Annotated in this window: 21 protein-coding genes; 10 read left to right on the top strand and 11 right to left on the bottom strand. The window is 63.1% G+C overall.

Annotated features, from left to right (window positions below; translation table 11 throughout):
* The first annotated feature begins 58 nt into the window (after positions 1–58).
* The 4 genes from hmpA (at position 59) to GJ698_RS11090 (ending at position 3,966) form a co-directional block, all read left to right on the top strand.
* Complete coding sequence (gene hmpA / locus GJ698_RS11105; RefSeq protein ID WP_154357684.1) at positions 59–1,240, top strand: NO-inducible flavohemoprotein; 1,182 nt, start codon at positions 59–61, stop codon at positions 1,238–1,240.
* Positions 1,241–1,334: 94 nt separating this feature from the next.
* Positions 1,335–2,321: an aliphatic sulfonate ABC transporter substrate-binding protein gene (locus tag GJ698_RS11100; RefSeq protein WP_154357791.1), complete on the top strand. Its 987-nt coding sequence runs from the start codon at positions 1,335–1,337 to the stop codon at positions 2,319–2,321.
* Positions 2,322–2,332: 11 nt separating this feature from the next.
* Positions 2,333–3,262: an ABC transporter permease gene (locus GJ698_RS11095; protein WP_154357683.1), complete on the top strand. Its 930-nt coding sequence runs from the start codon at positions 2,333–2,335 to the stop codon at positions 3,260–3,262.
* Positions 3,241–3,966, top strand: a complete 726-nt coding sequence (locus tag GJ698_RS11090; RefSeq protein ID WP_229259937.1) for an ABC transporter ATP-binding protein — start codon at positions 3,241–3,243, stop codon at positions 3,964–3,966. The genes GJ698_RS11095 and GJ698_RS11090 overlap by 22 nt, the downstream gene beginning before the upstream one ends.
* A gap of 4 nt (positions 3,967–3,970) precedes the next feature.
* Here GJ698_RS11090 and GJ698_RS11085 read toward each other — a convergent pair whose 3' ends face one another.
* Both GJ698_RS11085 and GJ698_RS11080 read right to left on the bottom strand, forming a co-directional pair.
* Positions 3,971–5,956 carry a TonB-dependent receptor gene (locus GJ698_RS11085; RefSeq protein ID WP_154357682.1) on the bottom strand — a complete coding sequence of 662 codons (1,986 nt, stop codon included), beginning with the start codon at positions 5,954–5,956 and terminating at the stop codon, positions 3,971–3,973.
* Between the two features lie 114 nt (positions 5,957–6,070).
* Positions 6,071–6,412, bottom strand: a complete 342-nt coding sequence (locus GJ698_RS11080; RefSeq protein WP_154357681.1) for a hypothetical protein — start codon at positions 6,410–6,412, stop codon at positions 6,071–6,073.
* 44 nt (positions 6,413–6,456) lie between these two features.
* Here GJ698_RS11080 and GJ698_RS11075 point away from each other — a divergent pair, with 44 nt between their 5' ends.
* The 3 genes from GJ698_RS11075 to GJ698_RS11065 all read left to right on the top strand — a co-directional run bounded on the left by GJ698_RS11075 (position 6,457) and on the right by GJ698_RS11065 (position 9,267).
* Positions 6,457–6,885, top strand: a complete 429-nt coding sequence (locus tag GJ698_RS11075) for a Fur family transcriptional regulator (protein WP_154357680.1) — start codon at positions 6,457–6,459, stop codon at positions 6,883–6,885.
* Positions 6,886–6,970: 85 nt separating this feature from the next.
* Positions 6,971–8,119: a GTP-binding protein gene (locus GJ698_RS11070; protein ID WP_154357679.1), complete on the top strand. Its 1,149-nt coding sequence runs from the start codon at positions 6,971–6,973 to the stop codon at positions 8,117–8,119.
* Positions 8,120–8,136: 17 nt separating this feature from the next.
* A complete protein-coding gene (locus GJ698_RS11065; protein WP_154357678.1) occupies positions 8,137–9,267 on the top strand; it encodes an esterase-like activity of phytase family protein in 1,131 nt (376 codons plus the stop codon).
* On the opposite strand, the gene GJ698_RS11060 is transcribed toward GJ698_RS11065, so the two are convergent.
* Positions 9,172–10,500 (bottom strand): RecQ family ATP-dependent DNA helicase, encoded by a 1,329-nt coding sequence (locus GJ698_RS11060; RefSeq protein WP_154357677.1) that lies wholly within the window; start codon positions 10,498–10,500, stop codon positions 9,172–9,174. The genes GJ698_RS11065 and GJ698_RS11060 overlap by 96 nt on opposite strands.
* A 112-nt stretch (positions 10,501–10,612) precedes the next feature.
* Between GJ698_RS11060 and GJ698_RS11055 the strand changes: the two genes are divergently transcribed.
* Complete coding sequence (locus GJ698_RS11055; protein WP_154357676.1) at positions 10,613–10,945, top strand: PilZ domain-containing protein; 333 nt, start codon at positions 10,613–10,615, stop codon at positions 10,943–10,945.
* A gap of 4 nt (positions 10,946–10,949) precedes the next feature.
* On the opposite strand, the gene GJ698_RS11050 is transcribed toward GJ698_RS11055, so the two are convergent.
* The 4 genes from GJ698_RS11050 to GJ698_RS11035 form a co-directional block, all read right to left on the bottom strand.
* A complete protein-coding gene (locus tag GJ698_RS11050) occupies positions 10,950–12,353 on the bottom strand; it encodes a PA domain-containing protein (RefSeq protein ID WP_154357675.1) in 1,404 nt (467 codons plus the stop codon).
* Entirely contained in the window at positions 12,350–13,390 is a 1,041-nt protein-coding gene (locus GJ698_RS11045) for a choice-of-anchor J domain-containing protein (protein ID WP_154357674.1), read from the bottom strand. The genes GJ698_RS11050 and GJ698_RS11045 overlap by 4 nt, the downstream gene beginning before the upstream one ends.
* Positions 13,391–13,494: 104 nt before the next feature.
* On the bottom strand, positions 13,495–14,007 hold the full coding sequence (locus GJ698_RS11040) for a hypothetical protein (RefSeq protein ID WP_154357673.1): 513 nt from the start codon (positions 14,005–14,007) through the stop codon (positions 13,495–13,497).
* A gap of 51 nt (positions 14,008–14,058) precedes the next feature.
* Positions 14,059–14,448 carry an OsmC family protein gene (locus GJ698_RS11035; protein WP_154357672.1) on the bottom strand — a complete coding sequence of 130 codons (390 nt, stop codon included), beginning with the start codon at positions 14,446–14,448 and terminating at the stop codon, positions 14,059–14,061.
* Between the two features lie 117 nt (positions 14,449–14,565).
* On the opposite strand from GJ698_RS11035, the gene GJ698_RS11030 reads away from it, so the two are divergent.
* Positions 14,566–16,833, top strand: coding sequence for an outer membrane beta-barrel family protein (locus GJ698_RS11030; protein WP_154357671.1), 2,268 nt, complete (start codon positions 14,566–14,568; stop codon positions 16,831–16,833).
* Positions 16,834–16,943: 110 nt separating this feature from the next.
* Here the strand turns inward: GJ698_RS11030 and GJ698_RS11025 are convergent, their stop codons facing one another.
* From GJ698_RS11025 to GJ698_RS11015, 3 genes are read right to left on the bottom strand one after another with little or no spacing between them, the layout of a single operon-like run.
* Complete coding sequence (locus GJ698_RS11025; RefSeq protein WP_154357670.1) at positions 16,944–18,227, bottom strand: ATP-binding protein; 1,284 nt, start codon at positions 18,225–18,227, stop codon at positions 16,944–16,946.
* Positions 18,224–18,886, bottom strand: coding sequence for a response regulator (locus GJ698_RS11020; RefSeq protein WP_371865241.1), 663 nt, complete (start codon positions 18,884–18,886; stop codon positions 18,224–18,226). Before GJ698_RS11020 ends, GJ698_RS11025 begins: the two co-directional genes overlap by 4 nt.
* A gap of 41 nt (positions 18,887–18,927) precedes the next feature.
* Complete coding sequence (locus GJ698_RS11015) at positions 18,928–19,968, bottom strand: bifunctional UDP-4-keto-pentose/UDP-xylose synthase (RefSeq protein ID WP_371865240.1); 1,041 nt, start codon at positions 19,966–19,968, stop codon at positions 18,928–18,930.
* A 141-nt stretch (positions 19,969–20,109) separates the two neighbouring features.
* Between GJ698_RS11015 and GJ698_RS11010 the strand changes: the two genes are divergently transcribed.
* On the top strand, positions 20,110–20,790 hold the full coding sequence (locus GJ698_RS11010; RefSeq protein ID WP_154357669.1) for a Fe2+-dependent dioxygenase: 681 nt from the start codon (positions 20,110–20,112) through the stop codon (positions 20,788–20,790).
* A gap of 4 nt (positions 20,791–20,794) precedes the next feature.
* Here GJ698_RS11010 and GJ698_RS11005 read toward each other — a convergent pair whose 3' ends face one another.
* The gene (locus GJ698_RS11005) at positions 20,795–21,205 is read right to left on the bottom strand and encodes a Fur family transcriptional regulator (RefSeq protein WP_166454850.1); all 411 of its coding nucleotides are present in this window, start codon (positions 21,203–21,205) and stop codon (positions 20,795–20,797) included.
* Between the last annotated feature and the right edge of the window lie 7 nt (positions 21,206–21,212).

Raw genomic sequence — 21,212 nt, 5'->3', positions numbered from 1 at the left:
CTTAAACATTCATATGTTATACTTGTTTTCAACGTAATCTCATAAAGATGAAAACACCATGCTTAGCACCGAACACAAAGCCATCATCACCGCCACCGTTCCAATCCTGGAAGAAGGTGGCGAAGCCCTGACCCGCCATTTTTATAAATCGCTGTTCCGCGACTATCCGCACGTCAAGCCGCTGTTCAATCAGGCCAACCAGCACGAGGGCCACCAGCAACGCGCACTGGCCAATGCGGTTCTGATGTATGCGAAGAACATCGAAAAGCTGGAGAAGCTTGGTCCGCTGGTCGGCAACATCGTCAACAAGCACGTGTCGCTGCAGATTCAGCCGGAGCACTACCCTATCGTCGGCGCCGCGCTGCTGAAGGCGATCCGCGAAGTCCTCGGCGAGCAGGTAGCCACCGATGCGGTGATTGAAGCGTGGGGCGCGGCTTATGGCCAGCTGGCGGATATCCTGATCGGCGCCGAGGAAAAGGCCTATACGGAGAACGAGCAGGCCGAAGGCGGCTGGCGCGGTGCGCGCGCCTTTAGTGTGATTTCCAAGACGATGGAAAGCGACGAGATCACATCCTTTGTGCTGGCGCCCGTCGATGGTGGCAAGGTGCTGCTGCACAAGCCGGGCCAGTACGTCGGCGTACTGGTGAACGTGAATGGCGATGAGCAGCGGCGCCAGTATTCCCTGTCCGCCGCGGCCAATGGTACGAACTATCGTATCAGCGTCAAACGCGAGCCGGGCGGCTTGGTGTCCAACTTTCTGCACGACCATGTGCAGGTCGGCGATAGCATCAATCTGTTCCCGCCATCGGGCGACTTCGTGCTGGCCGATAGCGACAAGCCGCTGGTGCTGATCAGCGGCGGCGTCGGCATCACGCCGACGCTGGCGATGCTGACGGCAGCCCTGACCAGCAACCGCTCTATCCACTTCATCCACGCGGCGCGTCACGCCGGCGTGCATGCGTTCCGCGATCATATCGATGCGCTGGCGGCCCGGCATCCGCAACTGCAACGCTTCTATTGCTATGAGTCCGTGGATGCGCACACGCCGCAGCCGCACGCCACCGGGTATCTGAATCCCCAGCAGCTGGCCGAGTGGCTGCCGGCGACGCGCGATCTGGACGCTTACTTCCTCGGCCCCACGCCGTTCATGAAGGCGATCAAGGCGCACTTGGCGGAATTGGGCGTGCCGCCGGCGCAGACTTATTACGAGTTCTTCGGCCCTGCACAGGCGCTGGCTTGATGCGATTTTCAACTATGTAAAGCTGGTTTTCTTCGTGTACCAGAAAGAGAGTGGATGTAATACTTTATGCATCCACTCCTCATATTGGGAACACATGAAGCGCAGAACCCTGTTGAAGCTGGCGGCCGGTAGTGCCGCCTTGTCCGGTTTGTCTCCTGTATCGCTGGTCGTTGCCGCGCCGCTGAAGGAGCTGCGGCTGGACTATGCCTATTATTCGCCTGTCAGCCTGGTGCTGCGGCGCTTTGGCTGGCTGGAGGAGGAGTTCAAGGCGGACGGCGTGCAGGTGCGCTGGGTGCTGAGCGCCGGCAGCAATCGCGCGCTTGAATATCTGAATGCGAACAGTATCGATATCGGCTCCTCGGCGGGCCTGGCTGCGTTGCTGGCCAAGGCGAATGGCAATCCGATCAAGACGCCGTATATTTTTTCGCGTCCGGAGTGGACGGCGCTGGTGGTGCGCAAGGATTCGCCTATCCGCACCGTGGCGGATTTGAAGGGCAAGAAGGTGGCGGCTACCAAGGGTACCGATCCTTATCTTTTCCTGCTGCGGTCTTTGCAGACAGCGGGCTTGAAGCGCAGCGATATCGAGCATGTGGGCTTGCAGCATGCGGATGGCCGCGCGGCGCTGGAGCAAGGCAAGGTCGATGCGTGGGCCGGCCTCGATCCGCATATGGCGGCCAGTGAGCTGGAAAGCGGCTCGAAGCTGATTTATCGGAATGTGGCGTTCAACACCTATGGATTCCTGAACGTGCGCGAGGATTTTCTGGCGACGCGGCCGGCGGAGGTGGCGCGGGTGATCAAGGCCTATGAGCGCGCTCGGACCTGGGTGCGGGCGAATCCGACGGAGGCGGCCAAGATTTTGTCTGAAGAGGCGAAGGTATCACTGCCGGTGGCGCTGTTGCAGGTGAAGCTGCGCAGTGATTTCAGCAATCCGCAGCCGGGCAGCGAACATGTGAAGGCTTTGCAGGTCGCGGCGCCGATTTTGAAGGAAGAGGCGCTGGTCAAGGCGGATACGGATTTGAACCGCGCCATCGCGGAGCTGGTCGATACCCGCTTCGCGCAGCCTTATATCACGCGGGCGTAGGAGCGTAAAACATGAGCAGCCAGGCAGCCGCGCAATCGCCAGGCATCCGGCCCGCAGCACAGCGCCCGGCGCCACAGGACACGCCCGCGCAAACTGCTGCCGCCAACGCTGCAGCGGACGCAGTGTCGCCTGTAGCAGCGGCGGACGCAAGGCGCGCTTCTTGGGTGCTGGCCGCCGCTTCGGGACAGCGCGTGCGGAGGATCTTGCTTGGCTTGCTGTTGCCGGTGACTGGGCTGGTCGCTATCGAACTTTCTGTTCGCGGTGGGCTGATTCCAGCCAATATGCTGCCGGCGCCGTCGCAGATTCTGGAGACGCTGCGCGATCTCGGTGCGCAGGGACTGCTCGGCCATATCGTCGCCAGCACGCTGCGCGTGTTCGCCGGCTTCGTGGCCGGTGCGCTGCTGGCGGTCCTGCTGGGCGCCGCTGTTGGACTGAGCCGCCACGCGGAAGCGATTCTCGATCCGACCTTCCAGGCCCTGCGCGCGATTCCGTCGCTGGCGTGGGTGCCGCTGTTACTGCTATGGCTAGGTATTGACGAAGCGCCGAAGATCGTCTTGATCGCCATCGGCGCCTTCTTCCCGGTCTATATGGGCGTGGCTTCCGGCATACGCGGCGCGGACCGCAAGCTGATCGAAGTCGCCCGGCTATACCAGCTCTCGAACATCGCCCTCACCCGCCGCGTGCTGCTGCCAGCCGCCCTGCCGGCCATCCTCACCGGTTTGCGCAACGGTCTCAGTCTGGCCTGGATGTTCATGGTGGCCGCCGAACTGATCGCCGCCAGCAAAGGCCTTGGCTACCTGCTATCGGACGGCCGCGAAACCAGCCGCGCCGACATCGTCCTCGCAGCCATCGCCCTGCTGGCCATCCTCGGCAAAATCAGCGACAGCCTGATGGCCGCCATTGAAAAACGCAGCCTCGCATGGCGCGACAGCTACGCATGACCATCGCCCTCGACATCCACATCAACGAAAAACGTTACGGCGCACGCACCGTGCTGCGCGACGTCAGCCTGCAATTGCAGGAAGGCGAAGTGGTCAGCCTGATCGGCGCCAGCGGTTGCGGCAAAAGCAGCCTGCTGTCCATAGCCTCGGGCCTGGACCGCGATTTCGACGGCGAGATTAAACTGGACCGCAAGCCGCTGCACGGCGTCAGCCGCGACATCGGCTTCATCTTCCAGGAACCAAGATTGTTCCCGTGGCTGACCGTGTCCGAGAATATCGCCTTCGACAGCAACAACGCGCCGTCGTCGCAACGGCTGGTCACACGCCTGCTGACTGAAGTCGGCCTGCAAGACCATGCCCAAGCGCTGCCGAAACAGTTATCCGGCGGCCAGGCGCAACGCGCCGCCATTGCACGCGGCCTGTTCACGCAACCGCGTGTGCTGCTGCTCGATGAACCGTTTTCCGCCGTCGACGCCTTCACCCGCATGAAACTGCAAGACCTGCTGCTGAAGGTCGCCTACCAGCACAAGCTCACCGTGCTGCTGGTCACGCACGACATCGACGAAGCGCTCTACCTGAGCGACCGCATCGTCCTGCTGGACGGCGGCCTGACCGAGTTCCATCCCGGCCCCGCGCCTCGCAAACGCGGCGACATCGGCGCCGCCAGACTGAAGGCCGCCATCCTCGACAGCCTTCACGTCTGAGCCATCAGAACTTGGCGCGCACGCCAAACACCACGTTACGGCCCGGCAGCGGCGAGATGTCCTTCAATACCGAGGTCGATACGCGGATCTCATCGTTGGTCAGATTCTTCGCGAGCAGGAACCAGGTCAGGTCGTAGCCGTCTACTTTCTGCGTGTACGACAGGTTGGCGTTTACCTGGTTGTAGCTTGGCGTATCGCTGGTTTCAAACGACGCCAGGCGATCCTGCGACTGCGCGTGCACCAGCGACAGACCGGCGCGCCATGCACCCATCTTGTACGCGGTGCTGACGCCGATGCGGTTGGCCGGTTGCAGCGGCAGGCTGCCGCCGCGATCCAGCTTGCCATGCGAGGTGTCGCCGAACAGGCGGCCGGACCAGCCGGCGCCGGTCGGGTTGTATTCCAGCTCCGCTTCCACGCCCTGGATGGTGGCGTCGGCCTGCTCGAAGATGCGCTCGCGCAGTTCGCCGCCCGGATTGCCTTCCGCGTCCACCTGGTTGCCGGTGACGTGGCCGTAGATGAAATCACTGACCTTGTTGCGGAAGACGTTGGCCTTCCAGCGCACCAGGCCTGTGGTCTTCTGCACATTCAACTCGATATTGCGCGAGGTCTCCTTCTTGAAATCGGCGTCGCCGATATCGAAGGTGACGGTGGCATCGTGCGGACCGGCCGAATACAACTCTTCGGTCGACGGCGCGCGCTGCGCGTAGGACAGCGTTGCGCCCACCGCGTAACCAGGAACGAACGGCCACATGGCGCCCACCGATCCCGATTGCAGGTTGAACGAACGGTTCACGCCCGTCACCGGCTCGCGCTTGACGCGCTCCACGCGGCCGCCGGCATTGAACTTGATCGGACCGAGGTCGGTTTCCTCCACCAGGAAGGCGGCGTTGGAGGTCGAATGCGTGACCGGCACGGTATCCGGGCCGCCCTCCGCGCTCAGTGCGGAGAAGTTGGTGTTCTCGGTCTGCACGCCAAAGGTGCCGTGCCAGCCGGCCACCGGCTTGTGCGTCAGTTCGAAGCGGGTTTCGGTCGAGTGGTTCTTGAACAGGACTTCCGGCGCGCCGTCTTCGCCGATTTCGGCGTGCTTGTAGTCGGTATAGCCGGCCTTGAACTTGAATGTCTCAAAGCCTTCAAACGGCGCCTTCACCATGCTGTCGATATCGTAGCGGGTCTGCTTCTGGTCGATTTTCGAACCTTCGTCGCTAGGAATGCCGTAGACATTGGACAGGCGCGAAACCGAAGCGCCGATGAAGCCCCAGCTGTCCACCCACGAACCGCCGATGCCGCCGGTGCGCTCGCGCGTGTCGGAGTGCGGCAGGCGGCCGGACGCCGAATCCGGATCGCCCAGCACGCGATTGCCCGGAATCTTGTAGTCATCCGCATTGCGGAAATTACCGTCGATGTGCCAGGCCAGCTTGTCAACCGAGCCGTCGATGGTGCCGGACAGATTGCGGCCGCTGTCGACCGTGCTGGCGCGCGCTTCCATCTGGCCGGTCAGTTTCGGTTCCAGCGCGGTGGGAATGCGTTCGTTGACTACGTTGACCAAGCCACCGATGGCGCCCGAACCGTACAGCAGCGCCGCCGGGCCGCGCAGGATTTCGATCTGCTGCGCCACCGCGCCTTCCGCCGCTACCGCGTGGTCGTTGGACAGGCCGGAGACATCGGAGACGGCCATGCCGTTTTCCAGCATCTTGACGCGCGCGCCTTCCAGGCCGCGAATGATGGGACGCGAAGCACCGGCGCCAAACGCCGATGCCGACACGCCCAGTTCCTGCGACAGCGTTTCGCCCAGCGAGCTGCCGGTCTTGTCGCGCAGTTCGTCGCCGGCCAGCACCTTGGCCGGGGCCAGGATCTGGTCATTGGCGGTTTTGCCGAATGGATTGGCGGTGACTACCACCTGCGGCACAACAGGTTCGGCGGCCTGGCCGAAAGCCAGTGTGGAATAGGCGGACAGGATCGCGCTGGCCAGCAGCGTGCGTTGAATCTTCATGTAAAACCTCTAGCGATGTAAGTGACAGCCGCGCGAACGCGCATGACAATGCGTGGCAAAGCCTTGCGGCCCGCAGCGGCAAAAAATCTCAATATTCAGAACGGATTTCGGGTGTCAGGCCAGAGGGGGTGCGCGCGGCTGGAAAACGCAGGTGGTGCGTTCGCAGGCCGGCAGCGTGGACGGCACGGTGACCGGGCCGGTGCTGAGGGTGGAAATGGCCAGCGTCAGCGGCGAGCTGGTGATGGCCGCGGCCATCTGCGCCACCGACACGCATTCCGCGCAGACCTTGTGAACGGCCACGCGCTTGCGATGCTCGGCGTGGTCCTCTTCGGTCAGCTGGATGTTTTGCGGCTGCTCGATGCCGCTCCAGTGCGAATAAACGTGCGTTACCCCGACCTGTTGCGTCAGGAGCAGCAGGAGCGCGAGGAACACATGTGTGAGGGAGCGGCGAATCATGGCCGGTATTCTAACCGCAATACGGGGCGTGTTACCATAGCGGGATGCACACAGATATCGCCGAATCCCAGATCCGAGCCACCGGCGCCCGCGTCACCCGCCAGCGCGTGCTGGTTCTCGACTTTTTACTGGGCCAGAATAAATCGCTGACTCATCACGAAATCCAGGCGCATCTCGCCAAGACCGCGCACGAAGAGCTGGACTCCGTCACGCTCTACCGCGTGCTGGAATGGCTGACCGACAATGAACTGATCCACCGCATCGCCGGCGCCGACCAGGTGTGGCGCTTCAGCGCCGGCGCCGGCCACCACGCGCACGAGCATGCGCACTTCCAGTGCACCAAGTGCGAACAGGTGACCTGCTTCACCGAAGTGGCGCTGCCGCGCAAGATCAAGCTGCCGGACGGCTTCCAGACGCAGGAAATCGACTTCCTCATCAAGGGCACCTGCCCGAGCTGCTCGCGTAAAAACTGAAAAATTAATTAACGCAAGTTAGTTGCGTTAACATTCGAATCCGCTTAATATGCAACTCGATTGCATTTATTAAGCGAGATTCAGCATGTCCAATCCAGACCCACGCCTGCCCGTCACCGTCCTTTCCGGCTTCCTGGGCGCCGGCAAAACCACCCTGCTCAACCACATCCTGGCCAACCGCGACGGCCTGCGCGTGGCCGTCATCGTCAACGACATGAGCGAAGTGAATATCGACGCCAGCCTGCTGCGCGACGGCAGCGCAAGCGCCGGCGCCGCCCTGTCGCGCACCGAAGAACGCATGGTCGAAATGAGCAACGGCTGCATCTGCTGCACGCTGCGCGAAGACCTGCTGCTGGAAGTGCGCAAGCTGGCCGCAGAGGGCCGCTTCGATTATCTGCTGATCGAGTCGACCGGCGTCGGCGAGCCGATGCCGGTTGCCGCCACCTTCGACTTCGAGGATGAACACGGCCGCTCGCTGAACCAGGTGGCGCGCATCGACACCATGGTGACGGTGGTCGACGCCCTCAACCTGCTGGCCGACTACAACAGCACCGACTTCCTGGCACAGCGCGGCGAAACCGCCGGCGAAGGCGATGATCGCACGCTAGCCAGCCTGCTGTGCGAGCAGATCGAGTTTGCCGACGTGGTGGTGGTCAGCAAAACCGACCTGGTGTCGATGGAGCACCTGGGCGAAGTGCGCGCGGTGATCAAGGCGCTCAATCCCGGCGCGGCCATCACCTACGCCGAGCGCGGCCAGGTGCCGATGCATAAAATCCTCGGCACCGGCAAGTTCGATCTGGAGAAAGCCAGTGAAATGGCCGGCTGGGCGCGCGAGCTGGCCGGCGAGCATACGCCGGAAACCCAGGAATACGGTATCTCCAGCTTTGTGCTGCGCGAGGAGCGCGCCATTCATCCGCAGCGCTTCAACCACTTTCTCGATCAAGCCTTCCCCGGCCTGCTGCGCGCCAAGGGCTACTTGTGGCTGGCCACTCGGCCGGAATGGGCGGTGGCGTATTCGCGCGCCGGCCGTATCGCATCGGTGGAGCCGGTCGGCCGCTGGGCCGAGCCTTACGACGAGCGCTTCAACGAGGTGGTGTTCATCGGCCAGAACCTGGACCGCGCCGCGATCGAGGAAGCGTTCTCTTACTGCGTGCTGACCGATGCCGAGCAAGCGGCCGGCGAAGCAGCCTGGAAGCGCTACGCCGATCCTTTCCCTGAATGGGTCGTTGAGTGATGATATGATGCGCGTCCATGAAAAAGACCATCATCACTCTTATCAGTGCGCTCGCCCTGGGCGCCTGCGCACAGCTTCCCGTCCAGCAGCCGAACACGGTTTCCAGCCTGCGCTTCATCGGTGAGCAGCGCCTGCCCTACCGCATGCAGTTCCAGGGCACCATGGTCGGCGGCCTGTCCGGCATCGACTACGACGCCGCCAACGATGAATGGGTGATGATCAGCGACGACCGCTCGCAGCACAATCCGGCGCGCTACTACCGCGCCAGGCTGGCGTTCGACGAACATGCGTTCCAGCCGGTGCAGCTGACCGGCGTGACCATGCTGCTGCAACCGGATGGCAGCGTTTATCCACCGAAGGAAGGCTACAAGGCCGGCCATGGCGTGGTGCCGGACCTGGAAACCATGCGCGTCGATCCGCGGGACGCCAGCATCTGGTACGCCAGCGAAGGCGACGTCAAGCTGGGCCTCGATCCGTTTGTGCGCCACGCCACGCGCGATGGCCGTTTCATTTCCGAGCTGCCGCTGCCGCCGCTGTTCACGGTGTCGAAGGAACGCAAGTTCGGGCCGCGCGACAACCAGGCATTCGAAGGTTTGAGCTTTGCGCCGGACGGTCGCACGCTGTGGGTATCGCTGGAAGGTCCGATGTACCAGGACGGCCCGGAGCCAGATCCGACGCATGGCGCGATCAACCGCATCACCCACTTCACGCGCGACGGCAAGGTGCTGGGCCAGTACGCGTATCCGCTGGATGCGATTCCGGCCACACCGGGCAAAGGCAAGGCGGCCGACAACGGCATCTCGGAGATGCTGTCGCTCAGCGATACGCGCCTGCTGACGCTGGAACGCTCCGGCGTGCAGGCCGATGACGACAGCTACAAGACCTATGTGCGCATCTACGAAATCGACGCCACCGGCGCCAGCGACATCCAGAACCTGCCGACGCTGCAAGGCGCACAGTTCACGCAGATGAAAAAACGCCTGGTGCTCGATCTGGCCAGCGTCGGCCTGCCGATCATCGACAACCTGGAAGGCATCGCCTTTGGCCCGCGCCTAGCCAACGGCCACGCCAGCCTGATGCTGATCTCGGACGACAACTTCAGCAAGTCCCAGGTGACCCAGTTCCTGCTGTTCGAGGTGATCCCCTGAGATGACCGGTGGCGACTGGCAGTTGTCGCAGCGGCAGCACTTCTCGAAACCGGGAACCGGGTCGCCGAAGTAATCCAGCAGCAGCTTCCAGCGGCAAAAGCCGCTTTGCGCATAGTTGATCATGCGTTCCAGCTTTTCGCGGTCGAGTTCATGCTTCTCGTCGGGCGCCTTGCTCTTCATCAGGAAGAACTTCTGCAGGCGGGTGTCGTCGTGGTAGTACAGCAGCGTGCACTCGGCATCCTCACCATCGCGGCCGGCGCGGCCCGATTCCTGATAATAGGCTTCCAGATTGCCCGGCACCTGCAGGTGAATGACGAAGCGCGTATCGGTCTTGTCGATGCCCATGCCGAAGGCATTGGTCGCCACCATCACGCGGCGTTCGCCGTTCATGAACAGGTTCTGGTTCTCGCTGCGCTCCGCCGCCTTCAGGCGGCCATGGTATAGCGTGACGCTTTCGCCAGCCTCCGCCAGCAAGGCGTAGGTCTCCTTCACCGCCTTGACGGTGGCGGCGTAGATGATGCCGACGCCGGGCGTGTTACGCACCAGCTCCAGCAGCACATCGTTCTTTTCATCAGGATTGGTCACCTGGCGCACGCGGTATTGCAGGTTGGGCCGGTAGATCCCCGTGTTCACCACGCGCATGCGCGGCCGCGCCAGCTGCGCGCGGATGTCGGCGATCACGTCGTCGGTGGCGGTGGCGGTCAACGCCAGCACCTGCGGCTTGCCCAGCGCGTCCAGCGCGGCGCCGATTTCCAGGAAGGCGGGCCGGAAGTCGTGGCCCCACTGCGAAATGCAGTGGGCCTCGTCGATGACCACCAGCGCAATCTCCTGCTGTTGCAGCAGCGCCTGGAATTCGGCTGTCGCCAACCGTTCGGGCGTGCAGAACACCACATCCTTGCCGGCGTTTTCAATCGCCTCCAGCGCTTCCAGCTCGTCGGCGCGCGACAGGCTGCTGTTGACCTGCGTGGCGCTGGCGATGCCGCCCTCTTCCAGCCGCTCCGCCTGGTCCTTCATCAGCGAGATCAATGGCGAGACGACCAGCGTCATCCCCTTCATCAGCCGCGCGGGCAACTGGTAGCACAGCGATTTGCCGCTTCCGGTCGGCATGACGGCCAGCGTGTCGCGGCCGGCCAGCACGCTGTCGATGACGCGGCGCTGGCCATCGCGCAGCGCTTCGATGCCGAAGACCTTGCGCAGCAGCCGGTCCACCTGTTTGTCGAGTTGTGTAGTCATGCTGCCAACGTAGCAAGAAACACAGTGCCCGTATGTGCGGCAGCACACGGCGCTGGCCGAGGGGGATGCGGATCTGTCATACTACTGCTTTTAGCGGCTATCCCAAAAAACGATGGACCCGAGACGAGAGCATGTAAGGCGCCTGCTTCAGGTGGACGCCTACATCACTGACACCCATGGCAAGAACACAACGCCCACGCAGATTATCGATATCTCGCGCATGGGCGTCGCCTTCGTCAGCGACCATGCGATGCCTACCGATGAACAACTGCTATTGAATTTCTGCTTCCCCGGCAGTTCGATCCGCAACGAGATCACGCTGACCGTGGTCCATAGCAGCACCGTAGGCACGCACGGGCGCTTCCGCAACGGCGCCCGCTTCATCGCCATCTCCGAGGCCTGCGCCGACCGCATCGTCGACTACGTCACCACCGCGCCGGCCTGACGCCCTACCACCCGATATCCCTGAGCAGCGGATAGGTCAAGTCGAATGGCGGCTTCACTTCGTGCGTCAGATCGGCGTTGATCGCCGGTTCCATCAGCAGGTTGGGCGTGGCGCTGGTGTCGTAATGCGAGACCGATGATCCAGGCTGATTGGGCCGCGGCGCATACATCAGCATCCGTCCCAGCGGATCGGCGCCGGCCCGCACGCCGAGATTCACGCCGAGATTGGCGAACATGCCCGAATGCGTGCGCGTGCGCTTCGCCAGCGCCTGCTTCAGCACCTGGCCGTCCTCCTGCGTGATGCGCACCGCCGGAATGACAATCGACGGATCGCTGCCGCCCAGGCCGGGCGGCGGCGCGCCGGCCACATTGTCGACCACAATCGCGCCGATGGCGCCGGCATCCTGCACATTGCGGATCTTGACCACGAAGGTGCACACGCCGCGGTCGACCAGCGCGATCTTGCCCTTGACCGCCAGCAGGTTGAGCGGCGACAGCGGTGCGCAGGCCAGGCCCAGGTCCGGCGGCGTATCGACCACCGGCATCACCTCGCCGGTCAGGCCCGGACTGGACAGCGGCGGGCCGAAGCCGGCGGTGCCGACCTGGTAGACGCCCGCCACTTCCGGCGGCGTCAGCACCGTCAGGATCGGCGTGCCGCGCTGGAGCACGCTCTGCGCGGCGGCCGTGACCAGTACGCCATTCCACACCAGCTTGCCGGATTTGATGGCTGACGCCGCCCGCTCGGCGTCGGTCATGTCCTTCCACACCTTGCCGGTGCTGGTGTCGAGCAGGAAGTAGTCCCAGATGCTGGGGATGCCGGCCAGCAGTTCGCCGCTCTGGTCGTCGGTGTAGGTCTGGAAGCCGAGGCCGTGCGCAAACTCATGCAGCAGCACGGTCACCAGGTCGGTGTACGGGCCGTGCTGGTTGTCCAGCCCCAAGTAGAACGGCGAGCCGGTGAAGCAGCCGGGCTGGCCGAGATTGACGTTGAAGCGCGCACGGATGTCCGGCGTGTCCGGGTCGGCGTCGAAACCGATCAGCTTGTTGGTTTCGGCCTTGCCGTACCAGGCGTTGGGCTGCGGCGCGCCGGGGAAGTCGGAAAACACTTCGAGCGCGCCGGCGCTGCCCAGCACGGCGGCGGTGTCGGTGCACGGCAAGGCGTCCCATGTCGCCAGCACGCGGATGGGCACGGTGCTGGTCAAGGTTTCGCCCCACTTGCTGGCGGCGGCCTGGAACGCGTTCAGACGCTGCGCGCCAAGCGTGATGCCGCTGTTGCCGCCCACCGGCGTGACCAGCGTGGGATCGTTGAAGCCGACACCCGGCGGGTCGCCGTTGACGATGGTGATGGTGGCTGCGGCCCAGCTGGTGGAGCCCAGCAGCAATGCAATCAGGAAGGTCAGCAGCTTGTTCATTGCTGTTCTCCCGGCTTGGGTTCGCAGGTTTCGGTGATGCTGCCATCGGCGGCCTTGCGCGCCACGGCGTAGCGGGCCTGGCGGTCGTCCAGCTTCAGGCTGACGCCGCCATGCTGCGCGCGCGCCACTTGCGGCGGCGCCTGCCTGGCGATGGGCGCGACCGCGCGGGCGGATGCCGTCAGCAAGGCGGCCTGTTCGGCGTTGGGGCCGGTCAGTTGACCGGTGACCGGGTCTTTATAGGCCATGAAGCCGCCCTGCTGCGGCGCGGCGGCCGGCGCCGGCTGCTGTACGATCTGCACGTGCGGAAAACTCATGACGCCGTCGTTCTGTGGCGATGCCGCCTGCGCGGCCAGCGCCATGCCGCCCAGGCCGGCGGCCAGCCAGCCGCGGCGGATGCGCTTGCGTTGACGCAGCGCCAATGCGCCCAGGCACACCAACGCTATCGTGGCGGGTTCCGGCAGCGCATTGATGCTGACGCTGTCGATGCCGACGTAGTTTCCGTTGAGGCTGGTGTCATCGACCACGTAACGGAAGCCGAAGCGGCCGCTGGCCGGCGCGGTCAGGCCGTTGATCAGTACGGTTTGATCTTGCCAGCCCGTATCGCTATCCGATTCGAAAGCCGCCAGGAACGAGAAATCGCCGCCAACGTCGGTGCTGGCGTCGCTGTCGCTGAAGTAGACTTCAACGCGGTCCAGCAGCCCTTCGCCGAGCAGACGCAACGAGAAGTTCAGCGATTCGCCATTGACCAGCACCACCTGCGGCGTCAGCAGCCAGTTGCTGACCTCACCGCCGAACGCGGCGTTGTTGAAGTTGGCCGCGATGTAGGAATCAGCCGGTCCGGCCGCTGCCGGGAAGAATGCCGGCTGTCCCTGGAACCAGCCCGTGCTGCCGGGCGGTGAGCTATTGTTGAGGAACACCCAGCCGCGTGCAGACAGTGTCGCCACATCATTAAAGCCCTCCGTCAACAGAGGCGCGCCTACGGCGGAGCAACTGGCGGCGGCCACGAGCAGCCCCGCCAGATGTTTAGTCAGGTCCATATCATCTCCCGGAAGTGGTTATACGGCTCAACTTGCTTTGGTTAGACCAAGCGCCAGCTGTACCAGTTCCCGGAAATGATAAAAATGATCAGGCGTAAAGGGTGTCAGTAACACCCTTCGTCTAAAGCTACAGCATCGACTTGCCCAGAGGAGATACTCGCAATTTTGGAATGTTCAAAATAGAACCTGAAGGCATACTTCTTATCAGGAGAGCTGATTGTGACTTGCCTATCCTCCACTGAACTATTTTGATTTGTAAACACTGCGTCCTGATAGTGGCGCTTCAACACAGCAAAATCGTCGCCAATTCGGACGCCACTTTTAGTTTGTCCGGTTTTTTTGGTCAGATCAATTCGGACAAGATGGTCGTGTCTGAACATCAGTGTCACGCCAGGATGATTCGTTGGCGATACGTGATAGCAGTCTGGCGATGCTTTAAGGCCAGGGGGTATCGGTTTAATTTCACTGGGCCAAAGTTTGGACACTTCATCAAACGTCTGTCCAATTTTAATGTCACCGATTCCATCGAATCTGATCCGATCAGAAGCAGTTGGTGCAGCAGAACAGAGTGCCGTGACAACTACGCACATACAAAATAGCAACGCGTTCTTGCTCATAGGGCCTCCGTGTCTGAATTGGTCTGGTGCGGCAAATCACGATCGGTGCGCTCAGCCGAGCGTGGTATCGATGCGCAGGCCGGCTTTGAGAGTCAGCGTGACAGGCGTCTTCTCGGCGATTTCGGCCATGCGGGCCTTTTGTTCGGCGTCCACTTCGCCCTGGATGGTCAGCGCGCGGCGGACCAGCATGGCGCCGTCTTCCGCGTGGGTCAGGTGCAGCTGGACATCGACCGATGTCACCGGCCATTGCTTGCGGTCGGCATACATGCGCAGCGTGATGGCGGTGCAGGCGCCCAGCCCCGCCAACAGGAAGTCATACGGCGCCGGCCCGGCGTCGTGGCCGCCGTTGCGAACCGATTCGTCGGCCGTCAGCGCGTGGCCGCCGACCTCGATTTTGGTGGTGTAACTGTCCTTGCCGATAGAAGCCGTTCCGCGTGCCATAGCCTATGTCCTTGTAATGTAAAGCCCGGGTAAAGAAGCGTAAATGCCGTCAATTCACGAATATTCAACTGGTATAATGGCAACTCTACCGTACAGAGACGGTGTCCCGTCCGAATCATGCAAAAGATACTGCTTACTTGCTGCCTTACGGGCAGCGCAATTCTGCCAGCTTACGCTCAAACCACCGTCCCCGAAAAGCCAGCCGCCAAGCCAGCCACCGCGACCATCAAGGCCAAAGACGCCAAGGAAGCCGCACCGGTTGTGCCGGAAGTAACCGTATCCGCAGAACGCCCAACCAACCGCATCGACCGCCAGGTGTATGACGTCAAGTCCGACATCTCCAGCACCAACGGCACCGCTGCCGATGCCCTCAACAACGTGCCGTCGGTCAACGTGGACCCGGACGGCACGGTCACGCTGCGCGGCAGCACCAACGTCCAGATCATGGTGGACGGCAAGCCGTCGGCCATGCTGCAAGGCGACAACCGCGGCCCGGCCCTGCAGGCGATGGCGGCCGACGACATCGAATCGGTCGAGGTCATCAACAACCCCGGCGCGCAATTCGGCAACGAAGCCGGCGGCGGCCCGATCCTGAACCTGGTGATGCGCCGCAACCGCAAGCCGGGCGGCACGGCCACCGTCAACGGCAACGCCGGCACCGCCGGCCGCTACAACAGCGCCGTCAACGGCAGCTACAACGAAGGCGCCTGGGGCTTCCAGGGCAGCGCCAACGTGCGCCACGACGGCCGCAACTCGACCGGCGAAACGGTGCGCGACACGCTCGACACCCGCACCGGCCAGTTCGTGCACAACACCCAGGATTCGGTCGGCCGCGGTCTGAACGACATGGCCGGCCTGAACGGCACGGTCAGCTACAACCTGAACCAGAACGACACCCTGACCGGCAGCCTTTCGTACAACAGCCGCACCAACGACCAGCGCTCCAGCGACCACTACGTCAACGGCGCCACCAGCCTGATCCCGGCGGCCGACTATGTGCGCACCACCGCCCGCAACGGCGACAGCAACAACTTCGGCTGGGGCGCACGCTACGACCACAAGGGCGAGCTGCCGGGCGAAACGCTGAAGATCGACCTGCGCGTCTCGGCCTCGGAAAACGACAACACCAACCGCTACACCAACGATTACGCCACGCCGGGCTGGATCGACACCATGGCGCACCAGCACAACCACAACGACACCCGCATCGTCGACTTCACCGGCGACTACGAGCGTCCGCTGTGGGGCGGCACGGCGAAAGCGGGCTACAAGGTGGCGACCAACGACAACAGCGTCGACACGCTGTACACCGACATCGATCCGATCACCGGCGTGGCCACCGTCAACAACGGCCGCACCAACGCCTACGAGCTGGATGAAACCGTGTACGCGCTGTATGGCACCTACCAGATGCGCCTGAACGACCGCTGGGGCGCGCTGGCCGGCCTGCGCGCCGAGTACACCGACATGGACATCAATCAGATCACCGGCAGTGTCGAGGCGAAGAACCACTACATCAATTACATTCCGAGCGCCTACGCTACGTACAAGGTGAGCGACAACGCCAACGTGCGCTTCGCCTACGCGCGCCGGATCCGCCGTCCGAACGCCAACGACCTGAATCCGTACGTGACCTACCGCGACGAGTTCAACGTGTTCTCGGGTAACCCCAACCTGAAGCCGACCAAGACCGACTCCTTCGAGGTGGGCTACGAGACCAAGATCGGCGGCCTGGAAACCAATCTGCGCGGCTACTACCGCAAGGACACAGATTCCATCGTCGACTACCGCTACTTCGTCGCGCCCAACGTGCTGCTGACCACCCGCGCCAACGGCGAAGGCAGTCATTCGAGCGGCCTGGAATTCACGGTCAGCGGCAAGCTGACGCCGTCGCTGACGCTGAACACCAGCGGCAACCTGGCGCGCTCGCAGCAGAGCTTCTACGACGACAGCGGCAATCTGATTACCCGCACCGCCAACTCGCTGAGCGGCCGCGCGCGATTAAACTATTCGTATGATGCCGCCAACCAGATCCAGATGGCGCTGCAAATGATGGGCAAGACCTTGTCGGGCCAGGGCTACCGTTCGGCCAACCACACCTTCAACATGAGCTGGCGCCACACGGTGACGCCGCAACTGACGCTGGTGGCCAATGTGACGGATCTGTTCAATACCAACAAGATGCAGACCATCATCGACAGCGATACCTTGCGTGAGACCAGTACCCGTCGCTTCGATGGCCGCGTGTTTTATGTGGGCTTGTCGTACCGCTTCGGCGGCACGGCGTCGAATGCCGAGAAACGTGAAGAAGGCTGGGGGCCACGTCCGGGTGGCCCGGGCGGTCCTGGCGGCCCAGGTGCTGGCGGACCACCGCCAGGCGCGTAATAACAGTTTGCAGCCCCCCTACCAAAAGGGTCTGACCCCGTACGGGGTCAGACCCTGGCAGCAGCGAAGTGCGGGTTTCAGGGGTGCCGCATGCCGTTACTGCATCATACTCAGGCTGCCGGAAACACCACCGTAACGCATAACCCTCGCCCCGCCTCCGCATCGCTGAGCCGAATCTCTGCCCGATGGTGATCGGCGATATTACGAACTATCGACAAGCCCAAACCACACCCCCAGGCATCATTACCATCCGGCCGGAAGAATCGATCGAACAACCGCGCCCGATACTGCTCCGGCACTCCCGGCCCATTGTCCCGCACCCGCAGCAGCGGCCTGCCATTCTCATAAGCCGACTGCAAATCCACCCTGCCGCCCTGCTGCGTGTACCGCAGCGCATTGTCCACCAGGTTATTCAGCAGCACGCGCAAACCATCCGGGTCCGCCGCCACCACCACCTGCGCCGGCGTCTCCACGCCAAGATCAATCGCCCGACTATCCGCCAGCGCGGAATGATCCGCCACCGCCGATTCCAGCAACAGCCCCAGGTCCACCGGCCGCAGCGCCGCCACCTGCGCATTCTCATGCCGTGCAAGACTCAACAACTGCTGCACCAGATGCGTCCCGCGATCCAGCCGTTCGTGCAGCTTGCCCAGCGCCGCGCGCCGCGCCTCGTCGCTGCCGGCCCGCTCCACCAGCTGCAATTGCAGCTTCAACGCCGTCAACGGCGAACGCAGTTCATGCGCGGCATCCGCCACAAATGTACGCTGCGCCGTCAGCGCCTCCTCAAATTTCTGCATCAGGCTATTCAGCGCCTCCACCACCGGCCGCATTTCCGGCGGCACCTGCTCCGCAGCCAATGGCGTCAGCGTATCAGCCGACCGCCCCGCCACCGCCTGCGCCAGACGATTCAACGGCCGCAGCGCACGTCCCACCACCGCCACCATCAGCACCGCCAACAGCAGCGCAAACACCAGCAGCGGCGCTCCCGCACGCAAGGCCATTTGCGCCGCCAGGTGATAGCGCGCCGACGTCGGCTGCGCCACCTGCACATAACGCCCATGCCGCGTTTCGCCGTACAGGCGCCAATGCTGGCCGTAGGCCGACACCCGCGAATAGCCCTGCACCGCATAACGCGGCAGCTGCGTGGCCGCCGACAGCTGCGGCAGCGGCTTGCCGGCTTCGTCCCAGGCTTGCAGCACAAATTCTTCTTCAGGGTCTTCGGCGGCCGGCGCAAATTCATGCGGCAGCGTGGCGGCCAGTTGGCGCAGCTGCAAATCGGCCAGCTCATTGGTCTCGTTGAGCAGCGAGCGATAAAGCGACGCGCCGGCGCCCAGGGTGCAGAACAGCGTCGCACCCAGCAGGCCAAGCAGCAGTTGGCGGCGGATGGTGCTCATGGCGCCGCCGGAATCTTGTAGCCGACGCCGCGCACGTTCTTGATAAAGTCGGCGCCGAATTTCTTGCGCAGGCGGTGGACGTAGACGTCGACGGTATTGCTTTCGACTTCGGTATTCCAGCCGTACAGCTTTTCTTCCAGCTGACTCTTGGACACCACGCTGCCGGGATTGTCCAGCAAGGCGCGCAGCACGGAAAACTCGCGCGCCGACAGCTTGACCTGTTCGCCGCCGAAGCTCACCTCGTGACTGGCCAGATCCAGCGTCAGGCCGCCATGTTCGACCACGGAACGGGTGCGATTGACCCGGCGCCGCAGCAGCGCGCGGATGCGCGCCAGCAGTTCGTCCAGGTCGAACGGTTTGACCAGATAGTCATCGGCGCCGGCATCCAGTCCTTCAACGCGGGCCGGCGTGCCGTCGCGCGCCGTGATGATCAGCACCGGCAGATCGTCGCCGCGGGTGCGCGCCGAGCGCAGCACCTCCATGCCCTGCTTGACCGGCAGGCCCAGATCCAGCAGCATCAGGTCGTAGGCGACACCGCCCAGCGCCAGTTCCGCATCGCGGCCGTCGCGTACCCAGTCCACGGCGTAGTTCTCGCCGCGCAAGCCATCCACGATACTCTCGCCGATCATCGGATCGTCTTCCACCAGAAGCAGGCGCACGCCGCTACCCCCATGCCATTGAACAAACGGTATTTTACTCCCTAGTTCATCAGCGCCCTGGCATCGGCGACCTGGCCACGGTAAGCATCGAAGATTTTCTTCAGCGCGTCGGCCATGCTGGTGGTGGGCTGCCAATCCAGCTCTTCGAAGGTGTTGGTGATCTTCGGCACGCGGTTCTGCACGTCCTGGTAGCCGGCGCCGTAGTAGGCGCCGGACGTCGTCTCGACGATGCCGACCTGGCTGGCGCCGGCGGCGTACTCCGGGTACTTGTCGGCCAGCTCCAGCATCATGCGCGCCAGTTCACGGATCGAGTAGTTGTTGACCGGGTTGCCGATGTTGTAGATCTTGCCGGTGGCGGCGCCGTTCTTGTTCTCGATGATCTTCATCAGCGCGTCGATGCCGTCGTCGATGTCGGTGAAGGCGCGCTTCTGGTGACCGCCGTCGACCAGCGAGATGTTCTCGCCACGGACGATGTGGCCGAAGAACTGGGTCACCACGCGCGACGAGCCTTCCTTCGGCGTGTGGATCGAATCCAGGCCGGCGCCGATCCAGTTAAATGGGCGGAACAGCGTGAAATTCAGGCCTTCCATGCCGTAGCCCCAGATCACACGGTCCATCAGCTGCTTGGCGTTGGAATAGATCCAGCGTGGCTTGTTGATCGGGCCGCAGATCAGCTCCGAGTTCTCCGGATCGAATTCCTCGTCATGGCACATGCCATACACTTCCGACGTCGATGGGAACACCAGATGCTTGCCGTACCTCGCGGCGGCGCGCACGATCGGCAGGTTGGCCTCGAAGTCCAGTTCGAACACGCGCAGCGGCGCTTTCACATAAGTCGATGGCGTGGCGATGGCAACCAGCGGCAGAATCACGTCGCACTTCTTGACGTGATAGTCCACCCACTCCTTGTTGATGGTGATGTCGCCTTCAAAGAAGTGCATGCGCGGATGCGCCAGCAGATCGGGAATACGGTCGGTGTTCATGTCCATGCCGTACACCTCCCAGTCGGTGGTTTCCAGAATGCGTTTCGACAGGTGGTGGCCGATAAAGCCGTTGACGCCGAGGATAAGAACTTTTTTCACTGCTGCACCATCAGGGTTAATCTTGAGAACTCGCCATTTTGCATGAGCCATCATGAACGGAACATTAAAGGTCCATGGCTAACCAGGCCGTCTTCGATTATGCTAGGCGTATCAGTGCCTATCAACCGGAGTAGATTCACCATGATGCTGCATATCCCCGAAGTCCTCACCCGCGAACAGGTTGCCTTCATCCGCCGCCGCCTCGACGAAGCCGATTGGGTCGATGGCCGCGCCACCGTCGGCACGCAAGGCGCCAAGGTCAAGCAAAACCGCCAGTTGCCGGAAACCTCGCCGGTGGCGCGCGAACTGGGCCAGATCGTGCTGGACGCGCTGGCCAACAGCCCGCTGTTCTTCTCGGCCGCGCTGCCGCTGCGCACCTGCCCGCCGCTGTTCAACAGCTATGCCGGCGGCGAGCATTACGGCAATCACATCGACGGCTCCATGCGCCGCATCCCCGACACCAACCAGTGGCTGCGCACCGATGTCTCCACCACGCTGTTCCTGTGCGATCCGGAAGAATATGACGGCGGTGAGCTGATCGTCGAAGACGCCTATGGCGTGCATGAGGTGAAGCTGCCGGCGGGCGACTTGATACTGTACCCGTCTACCAGCGTGCACCGCGTCGAGCCGGTCACGCGCGGTGCGCGCGTCTGCTCCTTCTTCTGGACCCAGAGCATGGTGCGCGACGATGGCCGCCGCGCGCTGCTGCTGGAGCTGGACCGCAATATCCAGGCGCTGCGCACGCGCCTGGGCGACTGCGACGAGATGGTCGGCCTGACCGGCCACTATCACAACCTGCTGCGCCAGTGGAGCGAAGTCTAGATCCTCAGTTCTTGCTGCATGCCGCGCAGCGCGACACGACCACCAGTTCCTGCTGCGTGTTGTAGCCTTCATGTTCGGCGGCGGCAGCCAGCTGCGTCGCCAGCGCCGGTTCGGCCACCTTGCGCCGCCGGCCGCAGACATCGCACTGAAAACAGCAGGCGCGCTTGTGCTGCGGTCCAAGCTTGACTGCGTAGCACGAACGGGTGCCCAGCGAATTGTGGTGCCATTCGCGTTCCACCAGCGCGTGCTGTTCCAGTTCCTTGAGAATGCGGTAGACGGTGGCCAGACTGGTCGGGTTGCCCTGCTCCACCAGCCCGCGCAGCACCGCTTCGGCGTCCACCGGTGTTTGGGCCTGCGCCAGCACCTTGACCACCGCCATGCGGCCTATCGTCAGGCGCAGCGGCGTTTTACGCATCCACTCC

The organism is Duganella aquatilis (assembly GCF_009674565.1).
Taxonomy (GTDB): Bacteria; Pseudomonadota; Gammaproteobacteria; order Burkholderiales; family Burkholderiaceae_D; genus Rugamonas; species Rugamonas aquatilis.
This window is presented reverse-complemented; position numbering and strand designations above follow the sequence as displayed.